Annotated in this window: 17 protein-coding genes; 1 reads left to right on the forward strand and 16 read right to left on the reverse strand. The window is 37.1% G+C overall.

What is annotated here, in order from left to right; genetic code table 11:
• Nucleotides 1-33 precede the first annotated feature (33 nt).
• The 9 genes from AMD00_RS07235 to AMD00_RS07275 all read right to left on the reverse strand — a co-directional run bounded on the left by AMD00_RS07235 (nucleotide 34) and on the right by AMD00_RS07275 (nucleotide 9,038).
• Entirely contained in the window at nucleotides 34-1,155 is a 1,122-nt protein-coding gene (locus AMD00_RS07235; RefSeq protein ID WP_053416363.1) for a Nif3-like dinuclear metal center hexameric protein, read from the reverse strand.
• Nucleotides 1,152-1,850, reverse strand: a complete 699-nt coding sequence (locus AMD00_RS07240) for a tRNA (adenine(22)-N(1))-methyltransferase (RefSeq protein WP_053416364.1) — start codon at nucleotides 1,848-1,850, stop codon at nucleotides 1,152-1,154. Before AMD00_RS07240 ends, AMD00_RS07235 begins: the two co-directional genes overlap by 4 nt.
• Before the next feature lie 108 nt (nucleotides 1,851-1,958).
• Complete coding sequence (gene cccA / locus AMD00_RS07245; protein ID WP_053416365.1) at nucleotides 1,959-2,318, reverse strand: cytochrome c550; 360 nt, start codon at nucleotides 2,316-2,318, stop codon at nucleotides 1,959-1,961.
• A 146-nt stretch (nucleotides 2,319-2,464) separates the two neighbouring features.
• Nucleotides 2,465-3,604 (reverse strand): acyl-CoA dehydrogenase family protein, encoded by a 1,140-nt coding sequence (locus AMD00_RS07250; protein WP_038186966.1) that lies wholly within the window; start codon nucleotides 3,602-3,604, stop codon nucleotides 2,465-2,467.
• Between the two features lie 101 nt (nucleotides 3,605-3,705).
• Entirely contained in the window at nucleotides 3,706-4,269 is a 564-nt protein-coding gene (locus AMD00_RS07255) for a hypothetical protein (RefSeq protein WP_053416366.1), read from the reverse strand.
• 91 nt (nucleotides 4,270-4,360) lie between these two features.
• On the reverse strand, nucleotides 4,361-5,494 hold the full coding sequence (gene rpoD / locus AMD00_RS07260) for an RNA polymerase sigma factor RpoD (protein ID WP_053416367.1): 1,134 nt from the start codon (nucleotides 5,492-5,494) through the stop codon (nucleotides 4,361-4,363).
• Nucleotides 5,495-5,526: 32 nt separating this feature from the next.
• Nucleotides 5,527-7,344 carry a DNA primase gene (gene dnaG, locus AMD00_RS07265; RefSeq protein ID WP_053416368.1) on the reverse strand — a complete coding sequence of 606 codons (1,818 nt, stop codon included), beginning with the start codon at nucleotides 7,342-7,344 and terminating at the stop codon, nucleotides 5,527-5,529.
• 226 nt (nucleotides 7,345-7,570) lie between these two features.
• The gene (locus tag AMD00_RS07270) at nucleotides 7,571-8,386 is read right to left on the reverse strand and encodes a pyruvate, water dikinase regulatory protein (protein WP_053416369.1); all 816 of its coding nucleotides are present in this window, start codon (nucleotides 8,384-8,386) and stop codon (nucleotides 7,571-7,573) included.
• Between the two features lie 13 nt (nucleotides 8,387-8,399).
• Nucleotides 8,400-9,038, reverse strand: a complete 639-nt coding sequence (locus AMD00_RS07275; RefSeq protein WP_053416370.1) for a helix-turn-helix transcriptional regulator — start codon at nucleotides 9,036-9,038, stop codon at nucleotides 8,400-8,402.
• A gap of 325 nt (nucleotides 9,039-9,363) precedes the next feature.
• Here AMD00_RS07275 and AMD00_RS07280 point away from each other — a divergent pair, with 325 nt between their 5' ends.
• Nucleotides 9,364-10,746: a glycine--tRNA ligase gene (locus tag AMD00_RS07280; RefSeq protein ID WP_053416371.1), complete on the forward strand. Its 1,383-nt coding sequence runs from the start codon at nucleotides 9,364-9,366 to the stop codon at nucleotides 10,744-10,746.
• A 313-nt stretch (nucleotides 10,747-11,059) separates the two neighbouring features.
• On the opposite strand, the gene AMD00_RS07285 is transcribed toward AMD00_RS07280, so the two are convergent.
• The 7 genes from AMD00_RS07285 to AMD00_RS07315 are packed head-to-tail and all read right to left on the reverse strand — an operon-like array spanning nucleotide 11,060 to nucleotide 17,956.
• Nucleotides 11,060-12,364 (reverse strand): MFS transporter, encoded by a 1,305-nt coding sequence (locus AMD00_RS07285; RefSeq protein ID WP_053416372.1) that lies wholly within the window; start codon nucleotides 12,362-12,364, stop codon nucleotides 11,060-11,062.
• 17 nt (nucleotides 12,365-12,381) lie between these two features.
• Entirely contained in the window at nucleotides 12,382-13,566 is a 1,185-nt protein-coding gene (locus tag AMD00_RS07290; protein ID WP_407701112.1) for an acetyl-CoA C-acetyltransferase, read from the reverse strand.
• Nucleotides 13,567-13,593: 27 nt separating this feature from the next.
• Entirely contained in the window at nucleotides 13,594-14,337 is a 744-nt protein-coding gene (locus tag AMD00_RS07295) for a 3-hydroxybutyrate dehydrogenase (RefSeq protein WP_245639456.1), read from the reverse strand.
• Entirely contained in the window at nucleotides 14,337-15,299 is a 963-nt protein-coding gene (locus AMD00_RS07300; RefSeq protein ID WP_053416375.1) for a 3-hydroxyacyl-CoA dehydrogenase family protein, read from the reverse strand. Before AMD00_RS07300 ends, AMD00_RS07295 begins: the two co-directional genes overlap by 1 nt.
• A 17-nt stretch (nucleotides 15,300-15,316) precedes the next feature.
• Nucleotides 15,317-16,624 (reverse strand): GntP family permease, encoded by a 1,308-nt coding sequence (locus AMD00_RS07305; RefSeq protein WP_053416376.1) that lies wholly within the window; start codon nucleotides 16,622-16,624, stop codon nucleotides 15,317-15,319.
• An 11-nt stretch (nucleotides 16,625-16,635) separates the two neighbouring features.
• Nucleotides 16,636-17,283 (reverse strand): CoA-transferase, encoded by a 648-nt coding sequence (locus AMD00_RS07310; RefSeq protein WP_053416377.1) that lies wholly within the window; start codon nucleotides 17,281-17,283, stop codon nucleotides 16,636-16,638.
• The gene (locus AMD00_RS07315; RefSeq protein ID WP_053416378.1) at nucleotides 17,270-17,956 is read right to left on the reverse strand and encodes a CoA transferase subunit A; all 687 of its coding nucleotides are present in this window, start codon (nucleotides 17,954-17,956) and stop codon (nucleotides 17,270-17,272) included. Before AMD00_RS07315 ends, AMD00_RS07310 begins: the two co-directional genes overlap by 14 nt.
• Between the last annotated feature and the right edge of the window lie 37 nt (nucleotides 17,957-17,993).

Consider the following 17,993-nt stretch of genomic DNA (forward strand, 5'->3'; position numbering starts at 1 on the left):
GGGCAGGAGTTACTATTCATTTTTAACTTTAAATCAAACGAATTGGAATGGTTCTGTTGAGATTTTAGATGGTATAAATTCACAGTTTAATTTTTGTAGTTGGCATAGGTTTTGCATTTTATTGGCTACGCCTACCTTCATAACGCTTTCGACATGATGGCCGGGGTCTACAATTTGAAGCCCTATTGCTTCTGCATCTTGTGCAACGTGGAAATACATGTCACCCGTTACATAAACATCTGCTCCAGCACGTTTAGCTGCATGGATGTATTTATTACCATCTCCACCAAGTACGGCTATTTTCGAAACAGTTGATGAAAGATCTCCTACTACTCGAACAGCAGGAACTTGTAAAGATACTTTCACATGCTCAGCAAATTGTTTAAGTGTCATAGATGATGGTAGTTTACCTATACGACCAAGTCCCATTTCTTTTGCTGTTGTATCTAGTGGAATGACATCATAGGCTGGTTCTTCATAAGGATGGCTATTTAGCATCGCGCGAAGTACTTTGCTTTTGATAGACTTGGGAACAACGACTTCGATTTTCACTTCTTGTTCGACGTGTAGTTCTCCTACTTCACCCGTGTAAGGTGTTGCCCCTGCAAGTGCTCGGAAACGTCCTTCTCCTTGCAACGTGTAGCTACATGAGTCGTAGTTTCCAATTTGTCCTGCTCCAGCTTTAGCAAGTGTTTCGCGAAGTTGATCTGCATGTTCGACTGGCACGAAGACTGCTAACTTAAACATTTCTTCACTATATGTTGGTACTAGTACCTCATAATTTTGTAAGCCTAGCGCTTCAGCAAGTAAATCGTTTACACCGCCTTCTGCAACATCCAAATTTGTGTGGGCTGCATAAACTGCAATATCATTTTTGATTAATTTTTCGAAAAGCTGTCCTTGTGGTGTGTCAGTTCGTAGAGTTGAGAGCTTTCGGAAAATAGGTGGGTGATGGGCGATGATCAGTTCACATCCAGCTGCTATAGCTTCATCTACAACTACATCGTTGACATCTAGTGTTACTAATACTTTTGTAACAGGTTTGTTTAGGTTACCGACGTGAAGACCGATTGGATCATTGTCCATTGCAGCTAATTTTTTTGGAGACCAACTTTCGAACAGCTGAATGATTTCTTGACCATTGGTTTTTTTCATCGCTTCAGTACCTCCCCAACTTCTTCAATTAGATGTGCTAATTCAGCTGATTTTGCCAAGATTTCAGGTGTTTGCTCAGCTTTTTGTAAGGCTTCGCGAACGTGTCCCCATTGTTCAACTTCTCTTGTCCATTTAGTATGGAAGACGTCAGAGTGTTGTTGTTTTAATACTGGACCTAATAGTTTTTCAAGTTCGCTTAAATTCATTTCTCCTCGTTCTAATACAAGGATTTCATAAATTTTCTCGTCCTCTAATAGGATTACCTCATCGATAATTTTCCAACAATTTTGTAATGCCCATTCACGGATGACTTTTGCGTGTATATTTGGCTGTAGAATTAGGCGCTCTACCCCTTCTAATGCCAAGGGATGCTTTTCTAAAATGGACGTGATTAATGGTCCACCCATACCTGCAATTGTAATGGCCGTAACGCCGTCACCTGGTTCGATAGCTGCAAGGCCGTCTGCAAGTCTTACAGTAATTTTATTTGTTAGTTTTTCTTTTTGGACTTCGTGGCATGCTGAATCATAAGGCCCCTTTACTACTTCTCCAGCAATAGCGCTCTTTGCGATATTGTTATGTACGAGATAGCAAGGTAAATAAGCATGATCACTACCAATATCTGCGACAATAGCGTCTTGTGGAACGAATTTCGCAACTGTTTCTAGTCGTTTTGATAGTTTTTGTGCATTCATGGCAGAAGCCTCCTTTCATGTTGTATTGTAACGAAAATATGCATTTTTGCATAGAAAAACCCCTATCCTCTAAGGAGAATAAGGGCTCTTGCATATATAGTGATTTAATTATTTCAAATCAGCGATATATTTAGCCATAGCATCAAGGTTATCTGCTGGTACTAAACCACCAGGCATACCTGATCCTTTACCGTTTTGAAGAATATCTTTAGCCTCATCAGCTGATAAACCAGTACCATGTAAGTTTGGTCCAAAAGCGCCTTCTAGGTTTTCACCGTGGCAAGAAATACACTTGCTAGCTGCGAATGCTTCAGGATCAAATTCACCTGCTGCTTCTTCAGTTTTAGGTTCTTCGCCGCCTTTTGCGATTTCTTCTTTTTTGTCTGCTCCATCAAGAGACATGAAGAAAATCAAACCGATACCAAAAGCCATAATTAGGATATACGGAATAATCGGATTCTTTTTCATCAATTAACACTCCTCATAAGTTCAGTTTTATTTCTAAATAAATAGAATCAGTCAACACTTAATATTGTACTTCATTCTATTGAAAACGAAAAGACTTATTGGGGAGTTTTTCGGCGGAATGTGACAAATTTGCCACATTCGTCACATTAACATCCAATTTGACGAGCAATTACCATTCTTTGTACTTCAGAGGTTCCTTCTCCAATTTCTAGCAATTTTGCATCTCTCATATAGCGCTCCACTTCATATTCTTTCATGTAGCCGTAGCCGCCGTGAATTTGAATAGCTTGGTCAGCTATTTCCATAGCTATTTCTGAAGCATATAATTTTGCCATTGCTGCCTCTTTTGTAAAAGGTTTACCTTCGTCTTTTAACCAAGATGCTTTGTATACCATATTTCTTGCCAATTCTATTTTCATTGCCATATCTGCTAGTTTAAATTGTGTTACTTGGAAAGATGATAATGTTTGACCGAATTGCTTGCGTTCTTTTGAGTAACTGAGCGCTCGCTCGAAAGCAGCTTGTGCAATACCGACCGCCATAGCTGCAATACCGATTCGTCCACCATCTAGTGTGACAAGAAATTGACGGAAGCCATTTCCTTTTTTACCAAGTAAATTTTCTTGTGGCACACGTACATTTTCAAGAATTAGTTCGGTTGTATTGGATGCATTTAAGCCCATTTTTTCGTAACGATCTAAAACGGTAAAACCTTCTGCATCGGTCGGAACAATAATAGCACTAATTTCTTTTTTACCATCTTTTATATCTGTTATAGCTGTTAATGCTAGATGTTTTGCATAGCTAGCATTTGTAATATACACTTTGCTACCATTAATCACAAAATCTTGCCCATCTTCTTTTGCTTGTGTTTCGGTACCTCCAGCATCAGATCCAGCGTTCGGTTCTGTTAATCCGAAAGCCCCGAATGATTCGCCAGTACAAATAGGTGTTAAATATTTTTCCTTTTGTTCTTTTGTACCAAATAAATGCAGTGGAGCTCCCCCGAGTGAAATATGAGCGGAATATGTAATGCCTGTAGAAGCACATGCTCGGCTCAACTCTTCAGTCACAATAGCAAAACTAGTTGTGTCTGCTCCTGCTCCTCCGTACTCTTCTTCAAACGGCAAGCCCATCATCCCCATGTCGGCAAGCTGTTTGAAAATCTCCTTTGGAAAAGCTTTCGTGCGATCGCGTTCAATTGCTCCTGGTGCTACAACTTCATCAGCAAACTCCTTCATTGTTTTTCGAATCATTTGCTGTTCTGATGTAAGATCAAAATTCATACAATCACTCCCCTTTGTGAATACGCTTACACATTAGATTATACAGAAACAAATTGTATATTCATAGAATAAAACGCATTTAACGAGAAAATATGAAAATTTTAGAAGAAAAGTATGTATGTAAAAATAATTAATAATCCACCCGCTCCTGAAATCATAAAGTAGATGAGTTTCATCCATATACCTGAAACTAACCATAAGACGCAATTCGCTATAATTGCAATATGCATCGCTAGTGGATTATCGGGTAAATAGATTTCCATAACTCTAACAGAAATTCCGAGTAATAGGAGGGCAGCCGCAGTATATGCAAGAGTGGTTAAAATATCTTTTTGTGTCGCGAACTTAAAAACATAAAATAGTAAACCAACGATTGCAATAGATACGATAATAATAGGAAAAACGACAAATTTCACGCTTATTAGAAATAACAATACGAGTAGGGAGATTGTACTTACACCTAATAAGGTCATTATCCATTGTTTCTTTGAGCGCTCTTTTGAAAGAATAGCATTTTTTGAACTAATTTCGAGTTCAGTTGTAGCTAGCTCCTCCCCTTCTGCATATAAGGTGGATAAAAAATCACAATAATGTTCTGGTAATAAGTTATTTTCTTTCCAAAATAAGATTTCATTTAGGATTGTTTCTTTTCGTTGATTCTTCATCTAGTAGTCCCCCAACTAAAAAACCAATTTCATCCATAATTTTACCTTATTTATATAAAAAAGGCACCCCTGTAAAGGAGTGCCTTAAGGACTATTCTAAGAAATCTTTTAAACGTTTGCTTCGAGATGGATGGCGCAATTTTCTTAGTGCCTTCGCTTCGATTTGACGAATACGTTCACGTGTAACGCCAAATACTTTCCCTACTTCTTCAAGTGTACGCGTACGTCCATCATCTAAACCAAAACGTAAACGTAACACATTTTCTTCACGATCAGTTAATGTATCAAGTACATCTTCTAATTGTTCTTTTAGTAATTCATACGCTGCATGATCAGATGGTGATTGTGCTTCTGAGTCTTCAATAAAGTCTCCTAAGTGTGAATCATCTTCTTCACCAATTGGCGTTTCAAGAGAAACTGGTTCTTGTGCGATTTTCAAGATTTCACGAACTTTTTCGGGAGTTAAATCCATCTCTTCTCCGATTTCTTCAGGAGATGGTTCACGACCTAAGTCTTGTAAAAGTTGACGTTGTACACGAATTAATTTGTTAATTGTTTCAACCATGTGTACTGGAATACGAATTGTTCTCGCTTGGTCAGCAATTGCACGTGTAATGGCTTGGCGAATCCACCAAGTTGCATAAGTACTAAATTTGAATCCTTTGCGATAGTCAAATTTTTCAACTGCTTTAATAAGCCCCATATTACCTTCTTGTATTAAATCAAGGAATAGCATACCACGACCAACATAGCGTTTCGCAATACTTACTACAAGTCGTAAGTTGGCTTCAGCTAATCTCTTACGTGCTTCGTCATCACCTTGCTCAATACGTTCAGCAAGTGCGATCTCTTCTTTAGCACTTAATAAATCTACACGGCCAATTTCTTTTAGGTACATTCTTACAGGGTCATTAATTTTAACACCTGGAGGTACGCTTAAATCATTTAAGTCAAACGTCTCTTCAGCTGCATTGCCTTTTAATAGACGATCAAGATTTTCCTCATCACCGTCTTTACCACCAAGTTCAATACCTTTTGATTCTAATTGCTCGATAAATTCTTCTACTTGGTCTGCTTCCATTTCGTAGGATTGTAGTTTGTCTGCAATCTCAAGGTAAGTTAATTCACCATTCTTTTTACCTGAATCTACTAAATGTTTTTTTGCTTCTTCTAGAGTATGTTCATGTTCAACTACTGGTTTAATATTTTTAGACTTGTCTGCCATAGGTGTTTCCTCCTTCAACAACCGAATCCGCATCACATTGCCGATAACGATTTTCTTAAATCAATTACTTCTTGTGAAAGCTTTAATGCACTTCCGAAATCATGCATTTTCTCCGCTTCTTTTAATGCGTGATTCTTATCTTGAATTTGCTGCTCAATTTTATACTTTTGAACTTGTTTCAAGCAATCCGAGATCTCTTCTTCGAGATGCTCTGGATCACGATCCGCTAAAGCTGCTTCCATTGCAATTTTTCGTAATTCACTATCTTCCAGAACTTCAGCAAATCGCTGATAATCTGCTTTCTGATGGTTTTCATAGAAACCTATGAGATGTACATAGACCGCTAAATAGTCATCTCTAACAAATGGTTCTTGCTCCGCTAATCGTACACGATCAACAACGTCAATGTTATGTAACATATGTGCTAGAAGTAATCTTTCAGCACGATCTATCGCTGTGATTTTCTTTTTAGGGAGCTTCATTTGCGGCGCAGGGGACTGTTGTTGCTGCTCTTGCCTTTTTGAGTTTTGGGCAAGCTGTCCTTCCTTTTGGCGCAGTTGCATATTTAGCGTGTCTTCTGAAATATTCGTTTCTGTTGATATTTGCTTTACATATAATTCTTTCTCAATTGGTGAGATTCCTCCAACTAAATAGTTCAAGGCTTCATCTACATACTGCAATATATCATTATTAAATTGGAAGTTTTTATTTCTGCGTGCATACATTAACATAAATGCTATATAACTGAGTGGTTCTTCAATAATCTTAGATTTAAAAGATTCTTCTCCAAACTGCTTTATATAGTCATCCGGATCTAGCCCTGTTGGGAGTACTGCCACATCTACTTTCATCTTTTCTGCGTGTAACATTTCCGCAGCTCGCTTTGCAGCCTCCCAGCCGGCTTTATCTCCGTCATAACAAACAATGATACGTTCAGCTAGACGTTTTATCTTGTTCAAATGTTGCATCGTAAGTGCTGTTCCCATTGTAGCAACAGAATTATGAACATTTGCCTTTTTACCTGATAGAACATCCATAAAGCCTTCAAATAATACAATCTTTCTCTCTTTACGAATAACCGGTCGAGCTTGATCCAAATTATAAAGGACTTGCCCTTTATGGAAAATTGGTGATTCTGGACTATTCAAATACTTGGCGTCTTCTCCAGTATTATCAATTATCCTTCCTGAGAAAGCGATTATTCTCCCACCTTCATCTTTGATCGGAAACATTATTCTTTCCCGGAAGCGGTCAAACCATCCTGAGCCATCTTCCTTTTGAATAATGAGTCCACATTGTTCCATTTCTGCTAACTCGAAACCCTTTCGTTTTAACAGTTGAGTCAATGAATCCCAATGAGGTAAGGACCAGCCAATGCCATAAGATTCGATAAGTTCCTTCGTAAATCCTCTTTGTTGCAAATATATAAGAGCTTTTTCCCCTTCCTCCGTATTAAGGAGGAGATGCTGATAATACTCAGCAGCAAAAGCATGAGCTTCTTTCATCCGCCCTTCTTCTTTAGAAATAGGGTGCGTTTGTTCCTCAGAAGTTGATACCTCTACATGAACGCCCACACGATCACCTAGCTTAGCGACCGCCTCTTGAAATGGAATATGATCGATATCCATCAAGAATGTAATAGCGTTCCCTCCAGCTCCGCAACCAAAGCAATGGAATATTTGTTTATCTGTAGATACAGAAAATGAAGGTGTCGATTCACCATGAAACGGACATAAACCAAACCAGTTTCTGCCACGCTTCGTCAATTGCACATAATCATTGATGACATCAACTATATCTGCCTGAGAACGAATTTGTTCAATAATCTCTTCAGGTATTCTTTGAGCCATTCCATCACCATCTTTACTTGCTAATAACTGAATTCGAGATAATCATATAAAAGTCCTGCATATTTCGACATAAAAATTTATATTTTATTATGGAAAGGTAAAAATGCTTATATACATTTTTACCACAATTTTTTATTATAAAACATTTTGTCTGAAAAATCTATCACTTTTTTTGTAAAACACACAAAAAAACCTCCCCAAGAACGGGGCGGTTAGCATACTTATATCATTGTTTCGATAATTGAATGCGATGCAGAATATCATTTGCAGTTTCTTCTACTGCACGGTTCGTCACATCAATGACATGACAACCAATTCGATCGACAACTTTTCGGAAATGTACGATTTCTTCATTGATTCGATCAAGTTTAGCGTAATTCGCACCGTCGTTTAACCCAAGTGCAATCAAACGCTCTTTTCTTATATTATTCAACTTTTCAGGTGAAATTACAAGCCCAAAGCATTTTTGAGAATCCACTAAAAATAATTCTTCTGGTGGTTCAACTTCGGGAACAAGTGGTACGTTTGCAACTTTAAAACGCTTATGCGCTAAATACTGCGATAATGGTGTTTTTGAAGTACGCGAAACTCCTACTAACACGATGTCTGCTAGTAATAAGCCTCTAGGGTCTCGACCATCATCATATTTAACTGCAAATTCAATTGCTTCAATCTTTTTAAAATAATCATCATCTAATTTTCTTACTAACCCAGGCTCTTCTACAGGCTCTATTTTCAAAGTTTCTTCCAATTTCCCCATTAGTGGTCCCATCAAATCAATTGCTGGAACAATCATATTGTCACTTAAGTGTTGTATATAAGAGCGCATCTCTTCTTTTACAAGTGTATAGACGATGATGGCTCCTTGTTCAGTAGCTAAATGAACGATTTCATTTAACTGTTCCAAACTTTCCACATGAGGGAATCGCTTCAAAAATGTATCTTGCATACCTGGTCTGAATTGACTGATTGCAGCTTTCGTGACAAGTTCTCCTGTCTCGCCAACTGAATCAGAAACGATAAATACTGCTAATTTATTCATTGAATGCATCACCTCACAAATCATGGTTATCCGCAAGCGATAAAAATGCTCGCGTAATATTTGTTTTTGTTAGCCGACCTATGACTTCGTAGCCATCAGGATGTTCAAGGACGACAGGTAGCGCATCAATTTGTCTTTCAATAAGCTTTTGAGCAGCTTGAATCAATCCATCTGATTTCATACAAAATGCAATATTAGGCATTCTAGTCATTATTATATGCACTGGGATATGATTTAAGTCCTGATTTCCAATACTTGTGCGAAGCAAATCTTTCCTTGATAGGACACCTGTTAAGTAAGCGTTTTTGTCTACAACAAAAAGTGTTCCAACGTCTTCTAGAAACATCTGACAGATGGCATCATATACTGAAATATTCTCAGATACTACAACCGGAATTGATTGAAAATCTTTCACTTTCATATTCATCATGCTATCTATAACAGCTTGACCTGTCTTTTTACCAGAATAAAAATAACCAACACGTGGTCTAGCATCTAAATAACCTGCCATTGTAAGTATGGCTAGATCTGGTCTTAGTGTTGCTCTAGTCAGTGAAAGACGCTCAGCAATTTGTTCTCCCGTTATAGGACCGTTACCTTTAACAATTTCTAAGATCTCTTCCTGACGTTTGTTGAGTTCTATTGGACTCACCGCCTCAAAAAGTGTTATACTCAATACTTGATAAGTATATACTATTTCACTGTATATTGCTAAGAAAAGAAACGCATGTTACAATGTGTTCAAATCATATAGGCGATGAACGGAAAATAAGTATCATTTCAAAACATAGCGAGTAGGGAAAGTGAAAGCCTACAGGAAATGAGAAACGGCAGCCGGGAGCTAATTTATTTAAAGAGGACTAAGTTTATTCTTAATCAATCGGGGTGGAACCGCGGGTCATTACGCACTCGTCCCCGGGCATTGTGCCCGGAGACGGGTGCTTTCTTATTTTCAATTACTTTTTGGAGGGATTTTCATGGCAAAATCAATGGAAAATATCGTCAGCTTAGCAAAACATCGTGGATTCGTATTCCCAGGATCTGAAATCTACGGAGGATTAGCAAACACTTGGGATTACGGTCCACTTGGTGTAGAACTAAAAAACAACGTAAAAAAAGCATGGTGGAAAAAATTCGTTCAAGAATCACAATATAATGTTGGTCTTGACGCAGCTATTCTAATGAATCCAAAAACTTGGGTAGCATCTGGTCACGTTGGTAACTTCAATGACCCAATGGTGGACTGTAAAAAATGTAAATCTCGCCACCGAGCAGATAAGTTAATCGAAGATGCAGCGTTAGCACAAGGCCAAGAAATTATCGTAGATGGTTTACCATTAGATAAAATGGCTGAAGTTATGAGTGAATATGACGTGAAATGCCCAGATTGCGGCGAGCAAGATTTCACAGAAATCCGCCAATTCAACTTAATGTTCAAAACTTTCCAAGGCGTAACTGAATCTTCAACAAACGAAATTTTCTTACGTCCTGAAACAGCACAAGGTATTTTCGTGAACTTCAAAAACGTTCAACGTTCAATGCGTAAACGTACACCATTTGGTATTGCACAAGTTGGTAAGTCTTTCCGTAACGAAATTACTCCAGGGAACTTCACTTTCCGTACACGTGAATTCGAACAAATGGAACTTGAGTTCTTCTGTAAACCGGGAACTGAATTAGAATGGCATGCTTACTGGAAAGAATTCTGTAAAAACTGGTTATTAAACTTAAGTATGTCTGAAAGCAGCATGCGCCTACGTGATCACGCAGACGATGAACTTTCTCACTATTCAAATGCTACAACAGATATCGAATTCCAATTTCCATTTGGTTGGGGAGAACTTTGGGGCGTAGCATCTCGTACAGATTTCGATTTAAAACGTCATATGGAACATTCAGGTGAAGATTTCACTTATATCGATCCAGTGACAAACGAACGCTATGTACCATATTGCATCGAACCATCATTAGGAGCAGACCGTGTAACACTAGCATTCTTATGTGATGCATATGACGAGGAAGAATTAGAAAACGACGACAAACGTACTGTTCTTCGTTTCCACCCTGCTTTAGCACCTTTCAAAGCAGCTGTATTACCACTTTCAAAAAAATTAGCAGAGCAAGCTAATGATGTTTGGGCAGATCTTCGTAAAGAATTCCCAGTGGATTATGACGAATCTCAATCAATCGGTAAACGCTACCGTCGTCAAGATGAAATTGGTACACCATTCTGTATCACTTACGACTTTGACTCTGAAGAAGATGGCCAAGTAACAGTGCGTCACCGTGACTCAATGGAACAAGTTCGTATACCGATTGCAGATGTTAAAGCTTACATCGCTAAACATTTAGAGTTCTAGCAGCTAAGCTAGACTTTACTTAATAGACAGTAACATTATCAAACCAAAAAGAGTCGTGATGGGATATACTATCACGACTCTTTTTCTATCTCTTATAAATGTTACTCGTCAGCAATTTCACATTGGATAATAATATTAAAAGTAAACCAAATATACTTCTGTAATTTGTCGTTGTAATATTGTTTCTTCCATTAAGATAACCAAATTGATTACTCGAAAATGGTGCTGAGTTTAATAAAAATAACAGAAAAGAAATAATTCAAAATCAATCTACTGACTATTGATTAATTTCAGTAGTCATTTTCTAATTCCCTTACTCTATTTCTAATGCTCCCATTTTAACAACTGAATTATCTCTTACTTGTTTTAAAGTAAGCAAAGTTAATAAGCCTGTAAAGAGTAAGGCTGCAATGAGTAGCATTCCTGAAGTTAACGTTAAAGATCCTAGAATCATTGGGCCAACGAAGCCACCTAAAGCCGCAAATGAGTTTACAAGTGCAATACCAACAGGCGCTGTTGATTCAGTGAAAAAGAATGTCATATAAGCAAAGAAACAACCAGTAAATCCATAAAGTCCAGCAGATGTAATAGTAAGCATTGCAACCATTGATAGAGGTGTTGTTACAAAACCGCATCCTATGAATCCTAAAATTGCAATTATTAAACATACAATAAGATGTGATTTATAAGTATCAGTCCGATCCGTATTCCACCCTGTAAAAATAATTGCCGGAATCCCTACTAATGAAGGAATCATTGCAAGCCAACCGATTTGCATATTAGTTGTATCTACAACCGATAAGTTTTTAATTATTGTCGGAATCCAGAAAGACAAACCATAGATGCCTGTATAACCAGCAAAATAAAAAAATGCTAATTTCCAAACTTTAGAGTCCTTAAGCATCTCTTTCTTAGATACTTTGTTGACCTTCTCACTTGCTCTTCGCTCTTCTTTCAACTCACCCTCAAGCCAATCCTTCTCCTCAGTAGTTAACCACTTCGCCTCTTTAGGTCGATTTACTAAATAAAAGACAACTACCACACCTAATATAATTGCTGGAATTCCCTCAAGAATAAACATCCAACGCCAACCTTGGAGATTAAACCAAACAACATTATCAATAATCCAAGCCGAAAGCGGCGCTCCTATTAAACCACCAATCGGTAATGCTAATAATAAGACAGCTGTTGCTTTACCGCGTTCTCTAGAGCGGAACCAATAAGTCAGGTATAAAATAATGCCTGGGAAGAATCCAGCTTCTGCTACCCCCAATAAGAATCTTAAAATATATAAATGGGTCGCACTCTGAGCAAAACCAGTTAATATTACTAAAATCCCCCAGGAAATCATAATTCGAGCAATCCAAACTTTCGCACCAACTTTATGCATAATCATATTACTTGGAACTTCAAAGAAGAAATAACCTATAAAAAAGATGCCTGACAACAATCCGAATACTTCAGCACTTAAAGCTAAGTCAGCATTCATTTCTAAAGCTGCAAAGCCTAAGTTAACTCTATCTAAATAAGCAATTGTGTATAAAATCAATACGAAAGGCAAAATTCGAGTCATCGTTTTTCTAAGAGTAGACTTTTCTATACGTGAAATATCATTCATAAATTAACCCCCCATAATTAATAGTTTGGATTTTCCAAAATAATTGCAATACCTTGCCCACCACCAATACATAAACTCGCAACACCATATCGAACATTTCTTTTATTCATTTCAACTGCTAACGAATAACTAATGCGAGCTCCACTAGCTCCTACTGGATGGCCTAGTGCTACAGCACCACCATTGACGTTTACCTTTTCTTCATCGATTTCAAGTTCTTTAACGACAGCTAAAGACTGCGCTGCAAATGCTTCATTTAATTCAAATAAGTCAATATGACTAACTTCTAACTTTGCTTTTTGTAAAGCTTTTCGAATTGCTGGTACTGGCCCAATTCCCATGTATTTAGGATCTACACCAGCTATCCCCCAGGAAACAATTTTCGCTAATGGTTGCAATTTATTCTTTTCTAAGTAATCACTTGATACAACTAAAACAGAAGCAGCACCATCGTTAATACCACTGGCATTTCCTGCTGTAACTGTTCCATTTTCTTTAAAGGCCGGACTAAGTTCCCCTAATCTTTCAGCAGAAATGTCGGTACGAATATGCTCATCTTGATTAATAATAATTTCTTTACCTTTTTTTCCTTTTAGCACTACTGGAACAATTTCTTCTGCAAAGCGGCCACTTTCTCGAGCGATAGCTGCCTTTTTGTGTGAATTCATAGAGAAAGCATCTTGTTCTTCTCTAGTAATTTCATACTTATCCGCAAGATTTTCAGCTGTCATTCCCATGCCACAACCTGCATATTGATCATATAATGTCTCCCAAAGCATGTCGTCAATTTTAGGTGCTTTATTAGGAGAACCAAAACGAGTGCCCCGTAATACATGAGGTGCTAAACTCATATTTTCAGTCCCCCCTGCAATAGCTACATCGGTTTCACCTAAAATAATATTTTGCGCAGCAGAAACTATTGCCTGTAGACCAGAGCCACATAGACGATTAACTGTCAATGCTGTTGAATACTCCGTCATCCCGCTCTTTAACCCAATATGTCTTGCTAAATATGCGGAATTACTCGTTGTATGAATAATATTTCCAAAAATAATTTCGTCTATAGATTCTACCTCTACTCCACTACGTTTTATCGTTTCTTTAACTGTTGCTACCGCTAAGTCTATATCACTAGTGTTTTTAAATGAGCCTCCAAATGTTCCAAATGCTGTTCTAGAACCGTTTAAAATATATGCTTCCATTTTCATCACTCCCCATATGATTTAAATTTACATACCACCAGAAATATTTAAGTTTTCCCCTGTAATACCTGAAGCTGCATCAGATGATAAGAAGTAAACACCATTGGCAATTTCATCTGCGCTAATAAAACGTTTCATCGCTTGTTTTGGATAGATAATTTCAGCTAATGCTTCAGCTTCAGTCATCCCTTTTCCTTCTAAATCTTGTATTTGTTTTACTAGTAATGGTGTTTTTACTGGTCCAGGTAAAACAGCATTGGCTGTAATACCAAATTCAGCACCTTCTAATGCAGTTACTCTTGTCAGACCAATCACACCATGTTTTGCTGCAACATAAGCTACTTTTTCAGGTGTAGCCATTTCTCCATGTACAGAGGAAATATTCACAATACGCCCATACTGTTGCTCTTTCATATAAGGCATAGCATGCTTAGTCATAAGAAAAGACCCAGTAAGCATGACGTTAATTAATAAATTCCACTGTTCTGTTGGGAAGTCTTCAATTTTTTCACGATATTGTAATCCTGCATTATTTACCAGAACATCTATATTCCCTCTAGTAGCGACTTGCTTTAAAGCTTCATGAACTGAATCTTCATTTGTCACATCAAGTACTATCGCTTTCACTTGATCACTGTATTGATTTTGTAATTCTAGTACTCTATCTAAATGGAGATCTGCTGCAAATACAAAATCTCCTTGGTCAACAAATTTTTTCACCATCGCTTGTCCAAGTCCACCTGCCGCTCCAGTAATAATAATATTTCTCATTATTTTACCTCCAATGATTTAATACCCAAACGAGGGTTTGTATTTAATAAATGGCGTACTAAAGATTCATCGCGCTCTACTACATAGCTATCGAAACCTTTTCCAGGATACTCAAAGAAACCCTTTCCTGACTTCACACCAATATTCCCAGCTTGTACACGATCTTTAATGACACAAAAATCTCTTACAGAAGATTCGACTTTCGGTTGTAATTGATCTAACACTATATTCCAAATATCTAGTCCACCAAAATCGATAATTTTTAATAACCCACTTGATGAAAAACGGAAACCTGGACCAGCAAATAAGGCTGTCTCTAAATCCTCTTTACTAACTACTCCATCTTCTAATAATGCTAAAGCTTCTCTTGCTAATGCGACTTGAATACGGTTTGCCACTAAACCTGCAACTTCTCGTTTAACTTCAATCGTCACTTTATTTTGACTTTCTAAAAATGTTTTCACATCTGTATATACTTTTTCTTCTGTTTCATTATTTTTTAACATCTCTACAAGTGGCACTATATGAGCAGGATTGAAGAAATGTGTTAACAACACTTTGCTTCTATGTTTTTCAACATGCACGACAATATCTGATAATCGTAGACTTGATGTATTAGATGCTAATATTGTGTTTTCTGAGCAAATATTATCTAGTTCTTTAAAAATAGCTTGTTTTACTTCCAAATTCTCACTAGCCGTTTCGATGATCAATTGACAATCTTTTAAATCCATTAAGCTAGTAGTTAGTTGAACATTTTTATATACTTCTTCATTTGTCAATGCAATGTCGAAACCTTGTCTGCGAAAAATATCCAAATACTTGTCAAATTTATTTATAGTAACTTGCAATATCTCTTCAGACAAATCATTTAAAATAACTTTCGTACCATTGATAGCAAATTGAAAAGCAATACCAAATCCCATCGTTCCTGCACCTATTATCCCTACTGTTTTAATCATATGAAACACACTCCTTTTTAATAGAATAAGATTGCTACTAACAAAGCAGGTATACTTGCCAAAAGTGGCGCAATGACCGAAGTTGCAAATACATGCTTATATGCATCTTTATGGGTTAATTTAGAAACAATTAAAATTGTAATAACTGCACCATTATGTGGTAATGAATCTAAACCACCAGACGCTATCGCTGCAATTCGGTGTATTGCATCAGGGTTAACGCCCATATCCAGATAAACCTTTGATAGCGCTTCCATTGCAATCGCTAAACCACCTGAAGATGAACCTGTTATACCTGCTAATGCTGTAGTAGCTATAAATAATGAAATCAATGGACTACCCGGAATATTAGTCATGACATCTGTGAAAAAGGCAAAGCCTGTTGTCGCAGCTATAACTGCACCATAACCGACATCTGCACTCGTGTTAATAATCGGTAGTACAGCTGATGTTGCCCCCAGATTTAGAGTATCTCGTTTCACTTCGATGAATTTCCAAAATAGAACAACAGAAGTTACTACAGCGATCATTAATGTATATACAATTTCAAGCTTTATAATATTTAATAAGAACAACAGAAGAATTGGAGGTAAAACACTTAGAATAATACTTGGTAATTTTTTATCGACATATATATCTACAATTTGTTCTTCACTATGATCAGGGTTTTTCATATTCAAATATGTTTCTTGTCGTTTCTCAGATCTTTTCAAAACAAATTTCATGTACCATAGGTTAATGGCAATAACAAATACAGTTGCTACTAAACCTATAGCGGCCCCAGATGTAACTGTAGTACCTAAATATTTTGTAGGAATGATATTTTGAATAGACGGTGTTCCTGGCAACATTGTCATTGTAAAAGTGCCAATTCCAGTAAAGAATGCTGGTATAAATAGATGCCAAGGAATCTCAAGTTCTTTAAACAAAGGTTTAGCGATTGGTAATACAGCAAAAATGACAACAAATAAGCTAATTCCACCGTATGTTAAAAAAGCACAGATTAGCATAATTGAAACCAAAACTTTCATTTTGCTATTTTTACCTAAAATACGAAGTAAAGCCTCAGCAATTTTTCGTGCTGCTCCACTATCATCCATTAACTTGCCAAACATAGCGGCGAACAAGAAAATAAGGTAATAGTTCTTCACATAATTAACAAAACCACCCATATATTCAGTTTGGTAGGTTTCCAAAATAGGCATTTGATTGCAGACCATCACAAACAGACTTACCACTGGAGCTATAATAATGATGCTAAAGCCTCGAAGTGCTAAAATAATTAATAATATCAGTGAAACAATAATAGTGATTAAACTCCACATGCAAACACCTCCTATTTAGCTATCTCGACTTCATATAATAATGGTAATCCAACCTTTTCAATTAACGCCTCAATAGTTAAGTCTCCGTATAAATCAACAACTTTTACACCTTCCGAAGTAAACATAAATGTTGCATACTCTGAAACAAACAAATCTACCTTTCTTTCACCGCTAGATTCATAAGTAAGTTGATCTACTAATTTTGAAGAGCCGTCTTTTGCAAATAAAGTTGATGCAACTATTACCTTCTTAGCACCTGCAACCAAATCCATAGCTCCTCCAACACCCAAGATTGGTTGGTTTGGAACTGCCCAGTTAGCAATTTCACCACTTTTATCTATTTGTAATATTCCTAATATTGCGACATTTAAATGCCCACCTCTAATCATTCCAAATGAATCTGCACTATCAAAAAATGAGGCGCCTTTCGTAATAGATACTGGTGTCTTACCGGCATCTATTAGATCAATATCTACGGAATTCTCTTCAGGCGGGGGGCCCATTCCAATAAGCCCATTTTCTGATTGTAGATATACTTTCTTTCCTTCTAAAAATGATGAGACTAAAGTCGGAATACCTACTCCGAGGTTTACTACATCACCTTCTTCAAGCTCTTGAGCTATACGTTTTGCAATAATTTCTCGTTTATTTAACTTCAACGTACTCACTCCCTTCTTTTATGTAAGTACTTTGAACAATATAATCAACATAGATATGTGGTGTAACGATATGCTCAGGGTCTAACTCACCAACATCTACAATTTCATCTACCTCTGCAATGACAAAATCGGCTGCAGTTGCCATCACTGGATTAAAATTACGTGCAGTTGTATGATATACCAAATTTCCAAGTTTATCGGCTTTAGCTGCTTTTATAAGAGCTACGTCCCCTCTAATGCCTTTTTCAAATACATAACGTTGTCCATCAATTTCACGGATTTCTTTATCTTTTGTTAGTGCTGTACCAACTGCAGTTTTTGTATAAAAACCACCAATACCTGCACCACCACAACGAATTGCCTCTGCTAAGGTTCCCTGCGGCAAAAGTTCTATTTCTAGTTCCCCTTTAGACCAAGCCACCACAGCTTCTTTATTTATGGTAAAGAAGGAGCCAATCGCTTTTTTAATTTTTCCTTCCATAAAAACCTTATGAAGTCCCATGCCATTATCCCCAAGATTATTACTAACTATTTCTAAGTTCTCAATGTCGGTATGCAATACTTGATCTAATACACTTAATGGTGTTCCAGAAATACCAAATCCACCTACAAGAATTCTCATATCACTCTTCAAAACATGACGTATCTCCTCTAATGAAACTATTATCCCCATCATTTACCCTCCTTTTATAGTAATACTTACATCTAGT

The organism is Viridibacillus arvi (assembly GCF_001274945.1).
GTDB classification, from domain to species: Bacteria; Bacillota; Bacilli; order Bacillales_A; family Planococcaceae; genus Viridibacillus; species Viridibacillus arvi.

Coding starts and splice junctions, on each gene's coding strand:
- AMD00_RS07235 (WP_053416363.1), bottom strand. CDS start 1,155: ATGAAAAAAACCAATGGTCAAGAAATCATTCAGCTGTTCGAAAGTTGG.
- AMD00_RS07240 (WP_053416364.1), bottom strand. CDS start 1,850: ATGAATGCACAAAAACTATCAAAACGACTAGAAACAGTTGCGAAATTC.
- cccA (WP_053416365.1), bottom strand. CDS start 2,318: ATGAAAAAGAATCCGATTATTCCGTATATCCTAATTATGGCTTTTGGT.
- AMD00_RS07250 (WP_038186966.1), bottom strand. CDS start 3,604: ATGAATTTTGATCTTACATCAGAACAGCAAATGATTCGAAAAACAATG.
- AMD00_RS07255 (WP_053416366.1), bottom strand. CDS start 4,269: ATGAAGAATCAACGAAAAGAAACAATCCTAAATGAAATCTTATTTTGG.
- rpoD (WP_053416367.1), bottom strand. CDS start 5,494: ATGGCAGACAAGTCTAAAAATATTAAACCAGTAGTTGAACATGAACAT.
- dnaG (WP_053416368.1), bottom strand. CDS start 7,344: ATGGCTCAAAGAATACCTGAAGAGATTATTGAACAAATTCGTTCTCAG.
- AMD00_RS07270 (WP_053416369.1), bottom strand. CDS start 8,386: ATGAATAAATTAGCAGTATTTATCGTTTCTGATTCAGTTGGCGAGACA.
- AMD00_RS07280 (WP_053416371.1), top strand. CDS start 9,364: ATGGCAAAATCAATGGAAAATATCGTCAGCTTAGCAAAACATCGTGGA.
- AMD00_RS07285 (WP_053416372.1), bottom strand. CDS start 12,364: ATGAATGATATTTCACGTATAGAAAAGTCTACTCTTAGAAAAACGATG.
- AMD00_RS07290 (WP_407701112.1), bottom strand. CDS start 13,566: ATGGAAGCATATATTTTAAACGGTTCTAGAACAGCATTTGGAACATTT.
- AMD00_RS07295 (WP_245639456.1), bottom strand. CDS start 14,337: ATGAGAAATATTATTATTACTGGAGCGGCAGGTGGACTTGGACAAGCG.
- AMD00_RS07300 (WP_053416375.1), bottom strand. CDS start 15,299: ATGATTAAAACAGTAGGGATAATAGGTGCAGGAACGATGGGATTTGGT.
- AMD00_RS07305 (WP_053416376.1), bottom strand. CDS start 16,624: ATGTGGAGTTTAATCACTATTATTGTTTCACTGATATTATTAATTATT.
- AMD00_RS07315 (WP_053416378.1), bottom strand. CDS start 17,956: ATGGGGATAATAGTTTCATTAGAGGAGATACGTCATGTTTTGAAGAGT.